This is a genomic window from Burkholderia sp. BCC1985, from assembly GCF_905339915.1.
Classification (GTDB): domain Bacteria; phylum Pseudomonadota; class Gammaproteobacteria; order Burkholderiales; family Burkholderiaceae; genus Burkholderia.
Map to the genome: position 1 here is coordinate 195,138 of NZ_CAJPGY010000010.1, position 19,559 is coordinate 214,696.

General features: G+C 66.3%; 16 protein-coding genes and 1 tRNA gene. 8 read left to right on the top strand and 9 right to left on the bottom strand.

The genetic code is table 11. The features are described from left to right. Window positions 1–244 precede the first annotated feature (244 nt). Window positions 245–335, bottom strand: a tRNA-Ser gene (locus tag U4Z31_RS13130). Window positions 336–466: 131 nt separating this feature from the next. Further along, window positions 467–1,768 (bottom strand): serine--tRNA ligase, encoded by a 1,302-nt coding sequence (gene serS, locus U4Z31_RS13135; RefSeq protein ID WP_044849213.1) that lies wholly within the window; start codon window positions 1,766–1,768, stop codon window positions 467–469. Window positions 1,769–2,019: 251 nt separating this feature from the next. Between serS and U4Z31_RS13140 the strand changes: the two genes are divergently transcribed. Continuing rightward, window positions 2,020–2,286 (top strand): DUF2164 domain-containing protein, encoded by a 267-nt coding sequence (locus U4Z31_RS13140; RefSeq protein ID WP_124487783.1) that lies wholly within the window; start codon window positions 2,020–2,022, stop codon window positions 2,284–2,286. Window positions 2,287–2,328: 42 nt separating this feature from the next. Here U4Z31_RS13140 and U4Z31_RS13145 read toward each other — a convergent pair whose 3' ends face one another. The 3 genes from U4Z31_RS13145 to U4Z31_RS13155 all read right to left on the bottom strand — a co-directional run bounded on the left by U4Z31_RS13145 (window position 2,329) and on the right by U4Z31_RS13155 (window position 6,933). Further along, window positions 2,329–3,639 carry a replication-associated recombination protein A gene (locus U4Z31_RS13145; protein ID WP_044849211.1) on the bottom strand — a complete coding sequence of 437 codons (1,311 nt, stop codon included), beginning with the start codon at window positions 3,637–3,639 and terminating at the stop codon, window positions 2,329–2,331. Window positions 3,640–3,887: 248 nt separating this feature from the next. Continuing rightward, window positions 3,888–4,577, bottom strand: a complete 690-nt coding sequence (gene lolA, locus U4Z31_RS13150) for an outer membrane lipoprotein chaperone LolA (RefSeq protein WP_044846204.1) — start codon at window positions 4,575–4,577, stop codon at window positions 3,888–3,890. 46 nt (window positions 4,578–4,623) lie between these two features. Then, the gene (locus tag U4Z31_RS13155) at window positions 4,624–6,933 is read right to left on the bottom strand and encodes a DNA translocase FtsK (protein ID WP_044846205.1); all 2,310 of its coding nucleotides are present in this window, start codon (window positions 6,931–6,933) and stop codon (window positions 4,624–4,626) included. A gap of 409 nt (window positions 6,934–7,342) precedes the next feature. Here U4Z31_RS13155 and trxB point away from each other — a divergent pair, with 409 nt between their 5' ends. The 3 genes from trxB (at window position 7,343) to U4Z31_RS13170 (ending at window position 9,830) form a co-directional block, all read left to right on the top strand. Further along, on the top strand, window positions 7,343–8,305 hold the full coding sequence (trxB, locus tag U4Z31_RS13160; protein WP_044846206.1) for a thioredoxin-disulfide reductase: 963 nt from the start codon (window positions 7,343–7,345) through the stop codon (window positions 8,303–8,305). 135 nt (window positions 8,306–8,440) lie between these two features. After that, a complete protein-coding gene (locus tag U4Z31_RS13165; protein ID WP_321810540.1) occupies window positions 8,441–9,220 on the top strand; it encodes a Smr/MutS family protein in 780 nt (259 codons plus the stop codon). Next, the gene (locus tag U4Z31_RS13170; RefSeq protein WP_044846208.1) at window positions 9,207–9,830 is read left to right on the top strand and encodes a trimeric intracellular cation channel family protein; all 624 of its coding nucleotides are present in this window, start codon (window positions 9,207–9,209) and stop codon (window positions 9,828–9,830) included. Before U4Z31_RS13165 ends, U4Z31_RS13170 begins: the two co-directional genes overlap by 14 nt. Window positions 9,831–9,918: 88 nt before the next feature. Here U4Z31_RS13170 and U4Z31_RS13175 read toward each other — a convergent pair whose 3' ends face one another. The 4 genes from U4Z31_RS13175 to U4Z31_RS13190 all read right to left on the bottom strand — a co-directional run bounded on the left by U4Z31_RS13175 (window position 9,919) and on the right by U4Z31_RS13190 (window position 14,319). Next, a complete protein-coding gene (locus tag U4Z31_RS13175) occupies window positions 9,919–11,037 on the bottom strand; it encodes an ABC transporter ATP-binding protein (protein ID WP_044846209.1) in 1,119 nt (372 codons plus the stop codon). 110 nt (window positions 11,038–11,147) lie between these two features. Further along, a complete protein-coding gene (locus U4Z31_RS13180; RefSeq protein ID WP_044846210.1) occupies window positions 11,148–12,005 on the bottom strand; it encodes a carbohydrate ABC transporter permease in 858 nt (285 codons plus the stop codon). Continuing rightward, window positions 11,995–12,933 (bottom strand): carbohydrate ABC transporter permease, encoded by a 939-nt coding sequence (locus U4Z31_RS13185; RefSeq protein WP_124487779.1) that lies wholly within the window; start codon window positions 12,931–12,933, stop codon window positions 11,995–11,997. The genes U4Z31_RS13180 and U4Z31_RS13185 overlap by 11 nt, the downstream gene beginning before the upstream one ends. A gap of 138 nt (window positions 12,934–13,071) precedes the next feature. After that, the gene (locus U4Z31_RS13190) at window positions 13,072–14,319 is read right to left on the bottom strand and encodes an ABC transporter substrate-binding protein (protein ID WP_124487778.1); all 1,248 of its coding nucleotides are present in this window, start codon (window positions 14,317–14,319) and stop codon (window positions 13,072–13,074) included. A 432-nt stretch (window positions 14,320–14,751) separates the two neighbouring features. Here U4Z31_RS13190 and zwf point away from each other — a divergent pair, with 432 nt between their 5' ends. From zwf to U4Z31_RS13210, 4 genes are all read left to right on the top strand, one after another. Next, on the top strand, window positions 14,752–16,221 hold the full coding sequence (zwf, locus tag U4Z31_RS13195; protein WP_124487777.1) for a glucose-6-phosphate dehydrogenase: 1,470 nt from the start codon (window positions 14,752–14,754) through the stop codon (window positions 16,219–16,221). An 86-nt stretch (window positions 16,222–16,307) separates the two neighbouring features. Next, window positions 16,308–16,988: a 6-phosphogluconolactonase gene (gene pgl, locus U4Z31_RS13200; protein WP_321798226.1), complete on the top strand. Its 681-nt coding sequence runs from the start codon at window positions 16,308–16,310 to the stop codon at window positions 16,986–16,988. Next, window positions 16,966–18,894 (top strand): bifunctional transcriptional regulator/glucokinase, encoded by a 1,929-nt coding sequence (locus tag U4Z31_RS13205; protein ID WP_124487775.1) that lies wholly within the window; start codon window positions 16,966–16,968, stop codon window positions 18,892–18,894. The genes pgl and U4Z31_RS13205 overlap by 23 nt, the downstream gene beginning before the upstream one ends. Before the next feature lie 276 nt (window positions 18,895–19,170). Next, entirely contained in the window at window positions 19,171–19,527 is a 357-nt protein-coding gene (locus U4Z31_RS13210; RefSeq protein WP_321810541.1) for a DUF1493 family protein, read from the top strand. Window positions 19,528–19,559: the final 32 nt, after the last annotated feature.

The window sequence follows — 19,559 nt, forward strand, 5'->3', positions numbered from 1 at the left end:
CGCCGACCGCTCTGTTAACGGCGCGCGAGGTCAAGGCTGAAGCGGGCAAGCGGCGGCGGGAACCGTGCGGGTCGAGCACGAAGCCCGTGGCGATCCGTCGGCGGCGGGAACCGAGGCAACAACGCCCAAGCGGGTGCCGGCCGATCGGTACGCGCGCGCGTACCGCACATCGCATCCACGCTCGCCACCGGGCGACCAAAACGAAAAACCCCGTGATCCTTCCGGATCACGGGGCTTCGTATTTTGGCGGAGAGGGTGGGATTCGAACCCACGGTACGGGGAAACCGTACGCCTGATTTCGAGTCAGGTACATTCGACCACTCTGCCACCTCTCCTTCCTTGCTGCTTCATTTCCCGGTTGGTCGCGTCCGAGAAAGAAAAGATTATAGAACGATCTCTTCGGAACTCACAAGCGTTTTTTGCAAAAATTTTTGCGAGCCCGTCGAAGACCGATCGCGCAGCGATCTCACGACGCCTGCGCAGGCGCTTCGATTCGCTCCATGCCGCCCATGTACGGACGCAGCGCCTCGGGCACCGTGACCGAACCGTCGGCATTCTGGTAGTTCTCCAGCACTGCGACGAGCGTGCGGCCGACCGCGAGGCCGGAGCCGTTCAGCGTATGCACGAGTTCCGGCTTGCCCTGCGCGTTGCGGAAACGCGCCTGCATCCGGCGCGCCTGGAACGCCTCGGTGTTCGAGCAGCTCGAGATCTCGCGATAGGTGTTCTGCGCGGGCAGCCACACTTCGAGGTCGAACGTCTTCGCGGCCGAGAAGCCCATGTCGCCCGTGCACAGCGTGATCACGCGGTACGGCAGGCCGAGCTTCTGCAGGATCGCCTCCGCGTGGCCGACCATCTCGTCGAGTGCCGCATACGACGCGTCCGGCGCGACGACCTGCACCATCTCGACCTTGTCGAACTGGTGCTGGCGGATCATCCCGCGCGTGTCGCGGCCATACGAGCCGGCTTCCGAGCGAAAGCACGGCGAATGCGCGGTCAGCTTGATCGGCAGCGCGGAGCCTTCGACGATCGACTCGCGCACGGTGTTCGTCAGCGAAATCTCGGACGTGGAGATCAGGTACTGCGTGATCGTGTTTTCAGCGCCGCCCTTCTCGACGCGGAACATGTCGTCCGCGAACTTCGGCAGCTGGCCCGTACCGTACAGGATCTCGGGATTCACGATGTACGGCGTGTACGTCTCGCTGTAGCCGTGCTGCAGCGTGTGCGTGTCGATCATGAACTGCGCGAGCGCGCGGTGCAGGCGTGCGATTGAGCCGCGCAGCATCGTGAAGCGTGCGCCGGCGAGCTTCGCGCCGGTTTCGAAATCGAGGCCGAGCGGCGTGCCGACGTCGACGTGATCCTTCACCTCGAAGTCGAACTGGCGCGGCGTGCCCCAGCGGCGCACTTCGACGTTGTCGGCTTCGTCCTTGCCGACCGGCACGCTTTCGTGCGCGATGTTCGGCATGCCCAGCATCAGGTCGGACAGGCGCGTCTGGATCTCGCCGAGCTTGGCCTCCGACGCCTTCATTTCGTCGCCGATCCCGCCGACTTCGGCCATGACGGCCGACGTGTCCTCGCCCTTCCCCTTCATCGCGCCGATCTGCTTCGACAGGCTGTTGCGGCGCGCCTGAAGCTCTTCGGTACGGGTCTGGATCGCACGGCGTTCCGCTTCGAGGGCGGAGAACGCGGCGACGTCGAGGGTGTAGCCGCGATCGGCGAGGCGCTTCGCGACGCCGTCGAGGTCTTTGCGCAGCAACTGGATGTCGAGCATGGGAGGACTTGGAAAATCGTTGTGTAAGACGGGAATTCTAACGCACCGCGGGGCCGCCACGGCATTGGCCGGATGGACAGTGCCGCAAACGCGCGACGGGCGTGGCAGTATCGCATTGCCGGCCTGCGCGCCCGCAGCCGGCGAAGCGCGTTGCGCGACGCCGCGGCGCAGCGCGCGACAGCCGCCCCGGCCGGGCGCAACGCGGCGGGCAACGCACCCGTCTTCGCATCACCATCACCCGAGGGAACCCGATGGCCATCGAACTGGACAAGGATGTCCGCGACCGCGCGATCGCGTCGCTGCAACGGTATTTCACAGAAAACATGGACGAGCCGATCGGCAACATCCAGGCCGGAGCGCTGCTGCATTTCTTCGTCGAGGAAATCGCGCCGGCAATCTACAACCTCGCGATCGCCGATGCGCAGGAGCGCCTGCACGCACGGGTCGCCGAGCTCGACATCGACTGCCACGAGGAGCCGTTCGAGTACTGGAAGAAGCAGCCGGGCCGCCGGCGCTGACACGCCCCAGGCAGCGCCGGCCGTCGCGCCGCGCTCGGCCGGTCAGTCCTTCTTGCCGGCCTCGCGGTCGAGCTCGCGCAGCCACGCGAGCTTGTCGGCGATCTTCGATTCGAGCCCGCGCGGCACCGGCTTGTACCAGCGCGGTTCGCGCATCCCTTCCGGAAGATACGACTCGCCGGCCGCATAGGCATTCGGCTCGTCGTGTGCGTAGCGATACGCGTGGCCGTAGCCGAGTTCCTTCATCAGCTTGGTCGGCGCATTGCGCAGATGCACGGGCACCTCGCGCGACTTGTCCTGCTTCACGAACGCCATCGCCTGGTTGAACGCGTTGTAGCCCGCGTTGCTCTTCGCCGCGCACGCGAGATAGATCACCGCCTGCCCGAGCGCCAGCTCGCCTTCGGGCGAGCCGAGCCGCTCGTAGGTCTCGGCCGCGTCGTTCGCCACCTGCAGCGCGCGCGGATCGGCGAGGCCGATGTCTTCCCACGCCATCCGCACGATGCGCCGCGCGAGATATTTCGGATCCGCGCCGCCGTCGATCATCCGGCAGAACCAGTACAGCGCGCCGTCCGGGCTCGAACCGCGCACCGACTTGTGCAGCGCCGAGATCTGGTCGTAGAAGTTGTCGCCGCCCTTGTCGAAGCGCCGCGCGTTCAGCGTCATCGCGCTGCTGACGAACTCGGCATCGATGGTCGTGACCTTGGCCGAGGCTGCGGCCGTCTGCGCCTGCTCGAGCAGGTTCAGGAAGCGCCGCGCGTCGCCGTCTGCATAACCGATGAGCGTATCGATCGCCTTGTCGTCGAACGCGAGCCCGTCGAGCGCGATTTCCTGCGCGCGCTTGAGCAGCTGACGCATCTCGTCGTCGTTCAGCGACTGCAGCACGTACACCTGCGCCCGCGACAGCAGCGCCGAGTTGACTTCGAAGCTCGGGTTCTCGGTCGTCGCGCCGATGAAGGTCACGAGCCCCGACTCGACGAACGGCAGCAGCGCATCCTGCTGCCCCTTGTTGAAGCGGTGGATTTCGTCGACGAACAGGATCGTGTGGCGGCCGGTGCGATTCAGCGTGTCCTTCGCCTGCTCCATCGACTCGCGGATGTCCTTCACGCCGCCGAGCACCGCGGACAGCGCGATGAACTCGCAGTCGAACGCGAGCGCGGTGAGGCGCGCGAGCGTCGTCTTGCCGACGCCGGGCGGCCCCCACAGGATCATCGAATGCGGCTTGCCGGATTCGAACGCGAGCCGCAGCGGCTTGCCTTCGCCCAGCAGATGCGTCTGGCCGATCACCTCGGCGAGCGTCTTCGGCCGCAGCGCCTCGGCGAGCGGCCGGCGCGGCTCGACTTGAAACAGGTCGGACATGAACCCTCGCTCCAGATCAAACGATGGCGGCCGAACGGGCCGCCGGACCTGACATTATGACAGCCGCGCGACTGCACCGCCGCGCCTGGTGCTTGGTGCTTGGTGCTTGGTGCTTGGTGCTTGGTGCTTGGTGCCTAATGCTTAGTGCCTGCGCCTGCGCCTGCGCCCGCGCCCGATGCCCGCGCCCCAAAACAACACGGGCCTGCCGTCGCCGGCAGGCCCGTGTCGGGAAAACGGCGTGGTGCCGGTCAGCCGTTGATCACGTCCGCGCCCTTCGGCACGACGAACTTGAACGTATCGCTCTTGAGCGGCGGGTTCGTCTGGATGTTCGTGAACGTGAGCAGCGTGACGTTGCCGAACACGTCGTGCAATTCCATCGCCGCGAGCGTGCCGTTGCGGAAGCCGATGCCGATCCGCTGGAATTGCGTGTCCTGCGCCTTCGGCAGCATCTCGAGCCACTCGATGCCGCCCTTCTCGCCGGCATCGCGCAGCGTGTAGTTCTTGTCGAGATCGTTGCTGCCGAACAGGATCGCGGCCGGGCTCGCGCCCAGCGCGCCGTTCAGCTTGCGTTCGGTGACCTGGTTCAGGTCGCGGTCGTACACGTAGAGCTTGTCGCCGTCGGCCTGCAGCACCTGCTGGTACGGCTTCTGGTACGTCCAGATGAACTTGCCCGGACGCGAGAACACGAACGTGCCGCTCGAATTGTCGTTCGGCTTCGGCGCGGCCTGCACGGCGCTCGCGCCCTTGGCCGGCGCCTTGACGATCTGCTGCGTGAAATCGCCTTTCGCCGAGCGCACCTGCGACACGAAGGCCTTCAGCTGCTCGGTGCCGCCCGCGAACGCGTGCGTCGCCGCGAGCATCAGCGATGCGCCGGCGAGCGCCGCGCCGAGCCAGCGCCGCGTCGAACGAAGGGACACTGCGAACGAATGTTGCTGCATATTGCGGTTTTCTCCCTGGGTGGCCGGCGCTGCGGGCGCCGCGGACTCATTCCGCGTCGCGCGCCGGCACAAGAATTTCGCGGTTGCCGCTCGACGACATCGCCGACACGAGCCCCGACTGTTCCATCTGTTCGAGCAGCCGCGCCGCACGGTTGTAGCCGATCCGCAGATGGCGCTGCACGAGCGAAATCGACGCGCGGCGGTTCTTGATGACGATCTCGACCGCCTGGTCGTACAGCGGATCAGACTCCTCGCCGCCTTCGCCGGTTCCCGCGCCGGCCGAGCCCTCGTCGCCGTCGGCCGTGCCGCCTTCGAGCAGCCCCTCGACGTAGTTCGGCTCGCCCTGCTCCTTGAGCTTCTCGACGACGCGATGCACTTCGTCGTCGGCGACGAACGCGCCGTGCACGCGCACCGGCAGCCCGGTGCCCGGCGGCAGGTACAGCATGTCGCCCATCCCGAGCAGCGACTCGGCGCCCATCTGGTCGAGAATCGTGCGCGAGTCGATCTTCGACGACACCTGGAACGCGATCCGCGTCGGCACGTTCGCCTTGATCAGGCCGGTAATCACGTCGACGGATGGACGCTGCGTCGCGAGGATCAGGTGGATGCCGGCCGCGCGCGCCTTCTGCGCGATCCGCGCGATCAGTTCCTCGACCTTCTTGCCGACGACCATCATCAGGTCGGCCAGCTCGTCGATCACGACGACGATGTTCGGCAGGCGGCCGAGCGGTTCAGGATCGTCCGGCGTCAGGCTGAACGGATTCGGAATCTTTTCTTCACGCTTCGCCGCGTCGTCGATCTTGTTGTTGTAGCCCGCGAGGTTGCGCACGCCGAGCTTGCTCATCAGCTTGTAGCGGCGCTCCATCTCCGCGACCGTCCAGTTCAGCGCGTGGCCGGCCTGGCGCATGTCGGTGACGACCGGGCACAGCAGGTGCGGAATGCCTTCGTAGACGCTCATTTCGAGCATCTTCGGATCGATCAGGATCAGGCGCACCTGCTCGGCGGTGGCCTTGTACAGCAGCGACAGGATCATCGCGTTGATCCCGACCGACTTGCCCGAACCGGTCGTGCCGGCCACCAGCAGGTGCGGCATCTTCGCGAGGTCCGCGCATACCGGCTTGCCGCCGATGTCCTTGCCGAGGCTCAGCGTCAGCGCCGACGACGCGGCCGCATAGACTTCCGAGCCGATGATCTCGGAGAGGTGGACCGTCTGGCGGCGCTGGTTCGGCAGCTCGAGCGCCATGTAGTTCTTGCCGGGGATCGTCTCGACCACGCGGATCGACACGAGCGACAGCGAACGCGCGAGATCCTTCGCGAGGTTGACGATCTGGCTGCCCTTCACGCCGGTGGCCGGCTCGATCTCGTAGCGCGTGACGACCGGGCCCGGATACGCGGCGACGACGCTCGCCTCGACGCCGAAGTCCTTCAGCTTCTTCTCGATCAGGCGCGACGTGAATTCGAGCGTATCGGCAGAAATCGCTTCCTGCGTCTTCGGCGCGGGATCGAGCAGCGACACCGGCGGCAGCGTCGAATCGCCCGGCAGGTCGGTGAAAAGCGGCACCTGGCGCTCGCGCTCGACGCGCTCGGACTTCGCCGGCGTGACGACCGGCGGCACGATCGTCACGGGTTCGTGATCCTCGATGCGCACACGCTCCTCTTCGACCTTGCCTTCGCGGCGCACGGCCGCGGCCTCGCCGAGCTTGCGGTCGCGCTCGGCCTCGCGGCGCAGCTTCGCGACGTTGACGGCGGACAGGATCGCCCCGCCCACGCGCTCGGCGACCGACAGCCACGAGAAGCGGAAATACAGCGACAGGCCGATCGCGAGCAGGATCAGCAGCAGCAGCGTGCCGCCGGTGAAGCCGAACGCGTGCGACATCGCGCCCGCCACGGCCTCGCCGATCACGCCGCCCGGTGCGCGCGGCAGCTGCACCTTCAGCGACCACATGCGCAGCGCCTCGATGCCGTCGCACGCGAGCACGACGAGCACGAACGCCAGGATCTCGGTGAGCCAGCCGATCGGCCGCTCGGGTTCGTCGGCGACCGCCTCGTGACGCGTGATGCGCCGGTAGTTGACCGCGATGCGCCGCCCGAGCGGCACGATCAGCCAGTAGGCCGACAGGCCGAACAGCAGCAGGATGATGTCGGCCGTCCACGCGCCGACGCGGCCGGCCCAGTTCGAGATGTGGTCCACCTGCGCGGCGTGCGTCCAGCTCGGATCGCGCCGGCTGTAGCTCAACAGGGCCATCACCAGAAAAGCGCAGAGCGCGACCTGGAGAATCCAGCGGATCTCCGTGAGGAGCTTCGACATCCGGTGCGGCAACGCCTGTGCCTGGGCGGAATAAGGAGCTTTTGCCATGAATCCGTATAAAGAGGACGGGCCGCGCGCCCGCCTGTCGTTCGATCGCGCTTATTGTAAACGCTGCACCGGGGCGCCAAGTGTAAATGACGGTTACATAAGAGGGTCGGGGCGGCCGAAGCCGATACCCGCGCATGCGATCCGGCCCGTGACGCCGGGCCGCGGCAATGCGCCGCCACGGGCGGCAGCCGCCCGCGCCCCACCCCGACCAGCCCGTCCGACCTGCCCCGCGGCTACGGGCGCCCCACCGAGGAACGCTATCGCCACGATTGAAACTCTCGTTCGGCAGCGCAGCAACGGGGCCTTTATAATGCGCGTCTGATACCCATCTACGACGGCATCCCGGTCAACCCAGACCGTCCGGCGAGCCTTACCCCGCCCGCCGCGGCCGCCCTTTACGGATTCGCACATGTCCACGCCCAAACACGCCAAAGTCCTGATTCTCGGTTCCGGCCCCGCCGGCTACACGGCTGCCGTCTATGCGGCTCGCGCCAACCTGTCCCCGGTGCTGATCACCGGCATCGCGCAGGGCGGCCAGCTGATGACCACGACCGACGTCGAAAACTGGCCGGCGGACGCGAAGGGTGTGCAAGGCCCGGAACTGATGGCGCGCTTCCTCGAGCACGCCGAGCGTTTCAACACCGAAATCGTCTTCGACCACATCCACACCGCGAAACTGCACGAAAAGCCGATCCGGCTGATCGGCGATTCGGGTGAATACACGTGCGACTCGCTGATCATCGCGACCGGCGCATCCGCGCAGTATCTCGGCCTGCCGTCCGAAGAATTGTTCATGGGCAAGGGCGTGTCGGCCTGCGCGACCTGCGACGGCTTCTTCTACCGCAACCAGGAAGTCGCGGTGATCGGCGGCGGCAACACGGCGGTCGAGGAAGCGCTCTACCTGACGGGCATCGCGAAGAAGGTCACGGTGATCCACCGCCGCGACAAGTTCCGCGCCGAGCCGATCCTGATCGACCGCCTGCTGGAGAAGGAAAAGGAAGGCGTCGTCGACATCAAGTGGGATCACGTGCTCGACGAAGTGACGGGCGAGGATTCGGGCGTCACGGGCCTGCGCATCAAGAACGTGAAGACCGGCGAGAAACAGGACCTCACCGTGCAGGGCGTGTTCGTCGCGATCGGCCACAAGCCGAATACCGACCTGTTCCAGGGCCAGCTCGAGATGAAGGACGGCTACATCCTGACGAAGAGCGGCCTGCAGGGCAACGCGACGTCGACCAGCGTGCCGGGCGTGTTCGCCGCCGGCGACGTGCAGGACAACGTGTACCGCCAGGCGATCACGAGCGCCGGCACGGGCTGCATGGCCGCGCTCGACGCGCAGCGCTACCTCGAAAGCCTGCACGACAAGAAGTAAGCGTCGAGCCTTCGCGCGCCGGGCGCTACAATGGCGTCCGCTGCCGCGAAGCGGGCTTGACCGGAAAGCCGCTGCCGTCGCGCAGCGGCTTTTTTGTGCCCGCGCGCCCGAACGCGCCTGCCCGGTTACCGAATCATGGCGAAGAACCAGCCCCATCCGAGCGATCCCGCGAAGCGGAAGATCGCCGCCCGTCCCGCGAACCCCGCGCCGGCCGCCCCGCCGCCCGCGCCCGATCCGGCCGCATTGCGCGGCCAGGGCCTGGCCGGCCTCGGCGCGTTGCGCAAGGCGCTGCAAGGCGAAGCCGATCGCCGCGACCGCGAGCGCATCGAAACCGCGAAGGCCGAACGCAAGGCCGAAGCCGACGCGAACCTGTTCCGCAACGAAATCGGCGCGATCCAGCAGCTCAACGCGCCGCCGCGCGCGAAATCCGGCCGTACGCCGCCCGACCCGGTGCCGAAGCAGACGCAGCGCGACGAGGAAGCCGTGCTGAACGCGACGCTGTCCGACGAATTCGATCCCGAGACGCTGCTCGACAGCGACGAATCGCTGTACTACCACCGCCCCGGCATCAGTCGCGACGTCGTGCGCAAGCTGAGGAGCGGCGCGTGGATCGTGCAGGCGCAGATCGACCTGCACGGGATGCGACGCGACGAGGCGCGCGATGCGCTCGCCGAATTCATCCGCGAAGCCGGCAAGAAGGGGCTGCGCTGCCTGCGCGTGATCCATGGCAAGGGGCTCGGCTCGATCGGCAAGGAACCCGTGCTGAAAGGCAAGGTGCGCGCGTGGCTCGTGCAGAAGGAAGAAGTGATCGCGTTCTGCGAGGCGCGCAGCCACGACGGCGGCGCGGGCGCGGTGCTCGTGCTGCTGCAGCCGCTCGCGGCGCCCGCCGATCGGGGGCCGCGTGCCGCATCCTAGGCTGACGCTCGCGATCGCGGTACTGGAGGCGATCGCGACGCTGGCGTTCGCAATCTCGGGCTTCATCGAGGCGCGCAAGAACCGTCTCGACTCGGTCGGCACGTTCGTCGTCGCACTCGCCACCGCATTCGGCGGCGGCACGCTGCGCGACATCCTGCTCGAACGCCGCCCGTTCTACTGGGTCGTGCACGACGACTACGTGATCGCGATCTTCGTGCTCGCGCTGTTCGCGCCGTTCGTGTTGCGGATGCTGTCGCGGCTGTCGGCCGAGCGGCTGCTGCTGGTGGCCGACGCGATCGGGCTCGGCATCTTCAGCATCTCGGGCACCGCGATCGCGCTCGATGCCGAGATGCCGCGCTTCATCGCGGTGATGATGGGCGTGATCACGGGCGTGGTCGGCGGGATCATCCGCGACGTGCTGTGCAACGACATCCCGCTGATCCTGCGCGATTCGCGGCCGTACGCGACCTGCGCGTTCGTCGGTTGCTGGTTCTACCTGCTGCTCGCATGGCTGCAGTTCGACTCGGTGTACAGCGTACTGCTCGCGACCGGCTTCATCCTCGTCGCGCGGCTCGCGACCTTCAAGTTCGACGTGCGGTTGCCGCACTGAGCGCCGCCGCGACACCAGACGCACCGCCAGAAACAAAAGGGGCCGCTCCTTCGAGACGGCCCCTTCTTCATTCAGCGCAACCGCGGCCTCACGCGATCCGCTCTTCCGACGCCGGATCGAACAGCACCGCCTTCGACACGTCGAACAGCAGCGACTGCGTCTGCCCCGGCTGCGGGTTCGCGGCCGGATGCACGCGGCTCACGATCCGCTTTCCGTTGACCTGCGCGAACACGTGCGTGTCCGGCCCGGTCGGCTCGGTCACGTCGACGCGCACGTCGATCGGCTGCAGCTTCGACGCCTCGCCGTGGTGCGCATTGCGCGCGTCGGTGATGCGCTCCGGACGCAGGCCGAGGATCACCTCGCGGCCCACGTGCCCGTTCATCCGCTTCGCGTCGAACGGCAGGTTCAGCGCGCTGCGCGCGAGGCCCGTGTCGATCTCGAGCGCGATCCCGCTGCCCTGCTCGACCAGCTTGCCATTGATGAAGTTCATCGGCGGCGCGCCGATGAAGCCCGCGACGAACAGGTTCGACGGCGAATCGTAGATTTCCTGCGGCGCACCGAACTGCTGGACCACGCCGTCCTTCATCACCGCGATCCGGTCGCCGAGCGTCATCGCCTCGATCTGGTCGTGCGTCACGTAGACGATCGTCGTGCCGAGGCGCTGGTGCAGCAGCTTGATTTCCGCGCGCATCTCGATGCGCAACTTCGCGTCGAGGTTCGACAGCGGCTCGTCGAACAGGAACAGCGACGGATCGCGCGCCAGTGCACGGCCCATCGCGACGCGCTGGCGCTGGCCGCCCGACAGCTGGCCCGGCTTGCGGTCGAGCAGATGCTGGATCTGCAGCATCGCCGACACGCGCTCGACGATCTGCTGCTGCTCGCTCTTCGGCACCTTGCGGATGTTCAGGCCGAACGAGATGTTCTCGCGCACCGTCATCGACGGGTACAGCGCGTACGACTGGAACACCATCGCGATGTCGCGATCCTTCGGCGACAGGTCGTTGACGACCTTGCCGTCGATGCAGATCTCGCCGCTCGTCACGGTCTCGAGACCGGCGATCATGTTGAGCAGCGTCGACTTCCCGCAGCCCGAGCCGCCGACCAGGATCAGGAACTGTCCGTCCTCGATCTCGATGTCGACACCCTTCAGGACCGGCACCCCGTTCGGGTAGGTCTTGTACACGTCACGGATGGAAAGGCTTGCCATGCTGTGAATCCTCTGTCTCGTCTCGCGCGGCGCTACGGCGCCGCGTCGGGTTCGTTTCGATGCGCCGCGCGTCGTGCGCGGCCGGTTCGTCGTATCGGATGAAGCCGCGCTTACCCCTTCACCGCGCCCGCCGTCAGCCCGCGCACGAAGTAGCGGCCGGCGACCACGTAGACGAGCAGCGTCGGCAGCGCGGCGATGATCGCGCCGGCCATGTCGACGTTGTATTCCTTCACGCCCGTCGACGTATTGACGAGGTTGTTCAGCGCAACCGTGATCGGCATCGAGTCGACGCCGGAGAACACGATCCCGAACAGGAAGTCGTTCCAGATCTGCGTGAATTGCCAGATCAGGCACACCATGAAGATCGGCAGCGACACCGGCAGCAGGATCTTCGTGAAGATCGTGAAGAAACCCGCGCCGTCGATGCGCGCGGCCTTCACGAGCTCGGCCGGCACGCTCACGTAGAAGTTGCGGAAGAACATCGTCGTAAACGCGATGCCGTACACGACGTGCACGAACACCAGGCCCGGAATCGTGTTGGCGAGGCCGAGCATCCCCTGCAGGCGCGCCATCGGCAGCAGGATCACCTGGAACGGGATGAAGCAGCCGACCAGCATCATCGTGAACAGCGCATCCGCGCCGCGAAAGCGCCAGTGTGTGAGCACGTAGCCGTTGAACGCGCCGATCAGCGACGAGATCAGCACGGCCGGAATCACCATCTGCAGCGAGTTCAGGAAGAACGGCTTCATGCCGTCGCAGCGCACGCCGGTACACGCGCCGCTCCACGCCTTCACCCACGGATCGAAGGTCCAGTGCGTCGGCGGCGTCAACAGGTTGCCGGTGCGCAGCTGGTCGAGGTCCTTGAAGGAGGTCGACAGCATCACGTAGATCGGGAACAGGAAATACAGCGCGAACAGGATCAGCGCCGCATAGATCACTGCCCGGCTGATCGTCACTTTAGGCTGCATTGCGGGTGCTCCTCGATTCCATATACATCAGCGGCACCAGCACCGCGACCACGGTCGCGAGCATCATCACCGACGACGCCGCGCCGAGCCCGAGCTGGCCGCGGTTGAACGAAAACGTGTACATGAACATGGCCGGCAGCGACGACGACGTGCCGGGGCCGCCCGCCGTCAGCGCGACGACCAGGTCGAAGGTCTTGATCGTGATGTGGCAGAGGATCAGCAGCACCGAGAAGAACACCGGGCGCATGCTCGGGATCACGATCTTGCGGTAGATGGTCGGCAGCGTCGCGCCGTCGACCTGCGCGGCCTTGAAGATCTCCGCATCGACGCCGCGCAGCCCGGCGAGGAACAGCGCCATCACGAAGCCGGTCGACTGCCACACGGCGGCGATCACGATACAGAAGATCGCCTTGTCCGGGTCGTCGAGCCAGCCGAACGAGAAGCTCGTCCAGCCCCAGTCGTGCATCACCTTCTCCAGGCCGAGGCCCGGGTTCAGGATCCACTGCCATGCGGTGCCCGTGACGATGAACGACAGCGCCATCGGATACAGGAAGATCGCGCGCAGCGCGCCTTCGTTGCGGATCCGCTGGTCGAGCAGGATCGCGAGGAACAGCCCGAGCGCGACGCAGATCGCGATGAACGGAATCCCGAACCAGCCGAGGTTCGCGGCGGATGTCCACCACACGTCGTTCTGGAACAGGTCCGAGTAACGGCCGAAGCCGTCGAATTCGTAGTTCGGCAACAGCCGCGAATTGGTCAGCGACAGATAGCCGGTAATCAGGATGAAGCCGTAGATGAACACCACGGCGATCGCGAGGCTCGGCGCGAGCACGAGCTTCGGAATCCAGCGATCGGCGAAGGCCGACATCGGCGACGTGCGCCGTGCGGCGGCAGCGCCGGATCCGTTTCCGCTAAGAGGGGCAGCCACTTGATTCGACTCCTGGAACGAGGGTGACGCAGGCCGGGCCGGCGCCGGGTACGGCACGGGCCCGCGAGCGAGCCCGTTTGCTGCACATGCAGGAACGCCCGGCCGATCCTGCGTTTCCGGCCGGGCGCCGGTCGCGCTTTACTTCACCTTCGCGGCCTTCGCGAGCGCGGCGACCGCGCTCTTCGAATCCTGCTGCGAGTTCATGAACTTCGTCACGACGTCGGTGATCGCGCCGGCCGTTGCATCGCCCTGCGCCATCCCGTGCGCGAGCGACGGCACGAAGCCGCCCGACTTGATCGCGGTCTGCTCGTCGGCATACGACTTCTTCGCGCAGTCGTCGAACTTGTCCATCTTCACGCCGAGGCGCACCGGCACCGAGCCCTTCAGCAGGCTGAACTGCTCCTGGAAGTCCGGCGTCATGATCGTCTTCGCGAGTGCGACCTGGCCCGGCGTCGCGTCCTTCTGCCCCTTCTGCTGGAAGAACACGAACGAGTCGACGTTGAACGTGTACGAATTCGCGGTGCCCGGCACCGCCGCGCAGATGTAGTCCTTGCCCGCCTTCTTGCCGGCGTTCTCGAACTCGCCCTTCGCCCAGTCGCCCATGAACTGCATGCCGGCCTTGCCGTTGATCACCATCGCGGTCGCGAGGTTCCAGTCCCGGCCGTTGCGGCCCGTGTCGAAGTAGCCCTGGATCTTGCGCACCGTGTCGAACACCGACAGCATCTGCGGCGACGTCAGCGTGGCCTGGTCGAGATCGACGAGCGCCTTCCTGTAGAACGCCGGACCCTGCGACAGCACGACGTCTTCCCACAGCGTCAGGTCCTGCCACGGCTGGCCGCCCATCGCGACCGGCTGGATGCCGGCAGCCTTCAGCTTGTCGGCCACCGCGAAGAATTCGGGCCAGGTGGTCGGCACCTTCGCGCCGACCTTGTCGAGCGCGGCCTTGTTGATATAGAGCCAGTTCACGCGATGCACCGAGAACGGCGCGGCGACGGTGTGGCCCTTGTACTTGATGATCTTGTCGATTTCCGGCGGCAGGTTCTGCTTCCAGTCGCCGGCGGCGGAATCGATGTTGACGAGCACGCCCTGGTCGGCCCAGTCCTGGATCAGCGGGCCCTTGATCTGCGCGGCCGACGGTGCGTCGCCGCTGATCACCTTGGTCTTCAGCGCGGTCATCGCCGCGGCGCCGGCGCCGCCCGCGACCGCGAAGTCCTTCCACACGTAACCCTGCTTCTGCACGTCGTCCTTCAGCACGCCGACGGCCTTCGACTCGCCGCCCGAGGTCCACCAGTGCAGCACGGTTACGTTCTCGGCCGCCTGCGCCGCCACGGCGCCAGCCATCAGACCCGCGGCGCAGAGCGCGCCCATGATCGAGCGAACTTTCATTACTTATCTCCTCCAGACTGAATCAACTCGTGAGGTTCCCTGACGGGGAACCGGCTTCTTGATAAACGACGGGGAAATCGAGCCGCGGGACGCATTGCAGCGTACGGGGCCGATGACCGGCCGGGCTCTTACAGAAAGCGTGAATCGAGATTCAACGGCGTGTCTCCTCTTTGTGTTTCTGGCCCGCCGCGATGCCGCGGCGCGAGCCCGGGGGCGACGATGCGCGGACGATGCGCACCGTCAATGTCCGATAACATTCGGCACAAGGCGCTCCCGAAGGCGAAGCTCGCGCAGTTCATCGACCGCGCTTCTTTTTTTCTTCGCCCAGGTGCTACCCCTTGCGGCGGATTGTAGTTAAACTACAATTCAGTGTCAAAAATATTTTTATCGCACTACGGATCGCTTCCCAGCACCCCCAATCGGCGGAGACACATGCATACCGATTCCAGCTTTACCTTCGTACTTTTCGGCGGCACCGGCGACCTGTCGATGCGCAAGATCCTGCCCGCGCTGTTCGAAGCGCACCGCGGCAACATGCTTGCGGAAAGCGGCCGGATCGTTGCCGTCGCGCGGCACGAATCGGATCGGGCCGGCTATCTCGAGTGGGTCGACACGCACGTGAAGCCGCATGCGGCGAAGGCGGCCGGCAAGGCATTCGACGAAAGCGTGTGGAAATCCTTCCTCGAGCGCATCGAATACGTGAAGCTCGACCTCGGCCGCGCGGAGGATTACGTCGTGCTGCGCGACGCGGTCGCGCAGCTGTCCGGCATCCGCGTGTTCTATCTCGCCACGGGGCCGTCGCTGTTCGTGCCGATCTGCAAGGCGCTCGCGTCGGTCGGCCTGAACGAGGGCGCGCGCATCGTGCTCGAGAAGCCGCTCGGCTACGACCTGAAATCGTCGAACGCGATCAACGACGCGGTCGGCGAGATCTTCGCGGAAGACCAGATCTACCGGATCGACCACTACCTCGGGAAGGAGCCGGTACAGAACCTGCTCGCGCTGCGCTTCGGCAATGCGCTGTTCGAGCCGCTGTGGCGCCGCGAATGGGTCGAGAGCATCCAGATCACGATCGCCGAGGAGCTCGGCGTCGAGGCGCGCGGCGATTTCTACGACAATACGGGCGCACTGCGCGACATGGTGCAGAACCACCTGCTGCAGCTGCTGTCGATCGTCGCGATGGAGCCGCCGCACTCGATGGATTCCGACGCGGTGCGCGACGAGAAGCTGCGCGTGCTGCGTGCGCTGAAGCCCATCGATCCGCGCGACATCGGCAAGGTCGCGGTGCGCGGCCAGTATCATGCGGGCGTGATCAAGGGCGCGCAGGTGCCGGCCTATGCCACCGAACCCGGCGTGAAACCCGACAGCCCGACCGAAACCTTCGTCGCGCTGAAGGTGGAGATCGAGAACTGGCGCTGGGCCGGCGTGCCGTTCTTCCTGCGCACCGGCAAGCGTCTGGCCGACCGCGTCGCGGAGATCGTCGTGAACTTCCGGCCGGTGCCGCACTCGGCGCTGGGCCCGACCGCGCTGCGCCCCGGTTCGAACCGCCTCGTGATCCGGCTGCAGCCGAACGAGACGATTCGCCTGTACTGCCTCGCGAAGCAGCCCGGCGAAGGGATGAACCTCGCGAGCGTGCACCTCGACCTCGCGTTCGACCAGTTCTTCAAGGAAGGGCAGATGGAGGCGTACCAGCGCCTGCTGCTCGACGTGATCAACGGCCGCCTCGCCCTCTTCGTGCGTCGTGACGAGCAGGAAGCCGCGTGGCGCTGGGTCGAGCCGATCCTGAACGAATGGGCACGCTCGCTGAAACCGCCGAAGCCGTACGCGGCAGGCACGTGGGGGCCGGCCGCGGCGAGCGCGATGCTCGCGCAGCACGGCACCTGCTGGCTCGAAGAAGAAAACTGATGCAAACCGTTGTCGTGCGCGCCAGCGCGCGGCGACGTGCCCCACGATTCGCACGAATTGAACAGACAAAGCAGTCCGGAGGAGATGTGATCGAGATCCACGCTTTCGACACCCAGGAAGCGCAAAGCGAAGCGCTCGCGCGCGCCGTCGGCGATGCGCTGCGCGCCGCGCTCGCCGGCCCCGCGCGCCCGACGCTCGCGGTGTCCGGCGGCACGAGCCCGCGCCCGTTCCTGCACACGCTGTCGCACGCAGCGCTCGACTGGGCCGGCGTCGACGTCACGCTGGTCGACGACCGCTGGGTGCCGGAGAACGATGCGGCCAGCAACGCGCAGCTCGTGCGCGACACGCTGCTGCAGCACGCGGCGGCCCCTGCCCGCTTCCTGCCGCTCGTCGACACGCGCGCATCGCTCGATGCGCACGTCGCCGCGCTCAACGCCAACGCCGACTACCGCGTGCCGAACGTCGCGGTGCTCGGCATGGGCGAGGACGGCCACACGGCGTCGATCTTCGCGGACGCGCCCGAATGGGACCACGCGATCACGACGCCCGAGCGCTTCGTCGCCGTGCATCCCGGCGCCGCGCCGCATGCGCGCGTGAGCTTTTCGCTCGATGCGCTGAAGCGCGTCGACCGGCTGTTCCTGTTGATCGCGGGCAGCCGCAAGCGCGACGTCCTCGACGCCGCGGCCGCGACGCTGCAGAAGAACGCGATTTCCCAACTGGCCAACGACAAGGGGACCCAGCTCGATGTCTACTGGTGCGCAAAGTAAGGCTGTCGTCGCGGGCCAGCATGCCGACGGCCCGCGCCTGCTCGCGGACGTCGGTGGCACCAACGCGCGATTCGCGCTGGAAACCGGCCCCGGCGAGATCACGCAGATCCGCGTCTATCCCGGCGCCGACTACCCGACGCTCACCGACGCGATCCGCAAGTATCTGAAGGACGTGAAGATCAGCCGCGTGAACCACGCGGCGATCGCGATCGCGAACCCGGTCGACGGCGACCAGGTGACGATGACCAATCACGACTGGAGCTTCTCGATCGAGGCGACGCGTCGCGCGCTCGGCTTCGACACGCTGCTCGTCGTCAACGACTTCACCGCGCTCGCGATGGCGCTGCCGGGCCTGACCGATGCGCAGCGCGTGCAGATCGGCGGCGGCGCGCGCCGCCAGAACAGCGTGATCGGGCTGCTCGGGCCCGGCACCGGGCTCGGCGTGTCCGGCCTGATTCCGGCGGACGACCGCTGGATCGCGCTCGGCAGCGAAGGCGGTCACGCGTCGTTCGCGCCGCAGGACGAGCGCGAGGATCTCGTGCTGCAGTACGCGCGCAAGAAGTTTCCGCACGTGTCGTTCGAGCGCGTCTGTGCCGGCCCCGGCATCGAGATCATCTATCGTGCGCTCGCCGCGCGCGACAAGAAGCGCGTCGCCGCGACCGTCGACACGGCCGAGATCGTCGAACGCGCGCATGCGGGCGACGCGCTCGCGCTCGAGACGGTCGAATGCTTCTGCGGGATCCTCGGCGCGTTCGCGGGCAGCGTCGCGCTGACGCTCGGCGCGCTCGGTGGCGTGTACATCGGCGGCGGCGTCGCGCTGAAGCTCGGCGAACTGTTCACGCGCTCGTCGTTCCGCGCACGCTTCGAGGCGAAGGGCCGCTTCACGCAGTATCTCCAGAACATCCCGACCTACCTGATCACCGCCGAATATCCGGCGTTCCTCGGGGTATCGGCGATCCTCGCGGAGCAGCTGTCGAACCGTTCGGGCGGCGCGTCGTCGGCCGTGTTCGAGCGGATCCGCCAGATGCGCGACGCGCTGACGCCGGCCGAGCGCCGCGTCGCCGATCTCGCGCTGAACCATCCGCGCTCGATCATCAACGACCCGATCGTCGACATCGCGCGCAAGGCGGACGTGAGCCAGCCGACGGTGATCCGCTTCTGCCGCTCGCTCGGCTGCCAGGGGCTGTCGGACTTCAAGCTGAAGCTCGCGACCGGCCTCACCGGCACGATTCCGATGAGCCACAGCCAGGTCCATCTCGGCGACACGGCCACCGACTTCGGCGCGAAGGTGCTCGACAACACGGTGTCCGCGATCCTGCAGCTGCGCGAACACCTGAACTTCGAGCACGTCGAGAACGCGATCGAGATCCTGAACGGCGCGCGCCGCATCGAGTTCTATGGGCTCGGCAACTCGAACATCGTCGCGCAGGACGCGCACTACAAGTTCTTCCGCTTCGGAATCCCGACGATTGCGTACGGCGACCTGTACATGCAGGCCGCATCGGCCGCGCTGCTCGGCAAGGGCGACGTGATCGTCGCGGTGTCGAAGTCGGGACGCGCGCCGGAACTGTTGCGTGTGCTGGAGGTCGCGATGCAGGCCGGCGCGAAGGTGATCGCGATCACGTCGAGCAACACGCCGCTCGCGAAGCGCGCGACCGTCGCGCTCGAGACCGATCACATCGAGATGCGCGAATCGCAGCTGTCGATGATCTCGCGGATCCTGCATCTGCTGATGATCGACATCCTCGCGGTCGGCGTCGCGATCCGTCGCGCGTCGACCAACGGCGAGCTGCCGGAGGCCGTCGCGCAGGCGCGCGCGCGGGCGAGCGACGACGAAACGGCCGACGTGCTCGACTGGCTGAGCCACGGTGCGTCGCCGGCGGCGAAGGACGTCGCGCGGGATTGATGCTTCGGCGAAACGCCGTCGATACACGACACCCCGAATGCTGGATTCAAGCCCGGCGTTCGGGGTGTTTCGCATGAGCGGCATCGCCCCGCACCACAGCGGCCCGGCAGGCATCGACGATGCCGTCTGCCGAGGACTGCGCGTGACTCATACGTTCGTACACGCCCCTATTTTCGAACAAGTCCAATTGTCAGCAGTTGCCCAGGCTCGGTAACTTCCTTCGCTCCGCGTGATGCGACCATCCGCGCTTGTCAAGCCGGAGGACAAGGTGTTCTGATGAGCCAATTTACATGGAACGAGTTTGAGGATTTTGTGAGAAGGGAGACCGGTGTTAGTCCCCAAAAAATTCTCACAAAAGGTCATGCCGTCGAGGGTGATTTGGATATCACTGGCGACGATGCGATCCAGTTTATGGAGAGCTTCTTCGACAGGTTTCCGGTGCAGGTTGGCGATTTTGAGTTCAGTCGCTACTTCTCAGGAGAGGGCTTCAGCTTGATTGAAGTGGCGCGGATGGCTTTCTCCAGAAAACGCCGAGAAAAATATGACAAAATGCCACTGACTCTAGGCATGCTCTATCAGGCTATTTTGGATGGAGAGTGGAACAATCAGCGCTTGGAAAGTCTGCCGCGCTGATCGTACCTCGCCAAATAGACCGGTTTATTTTT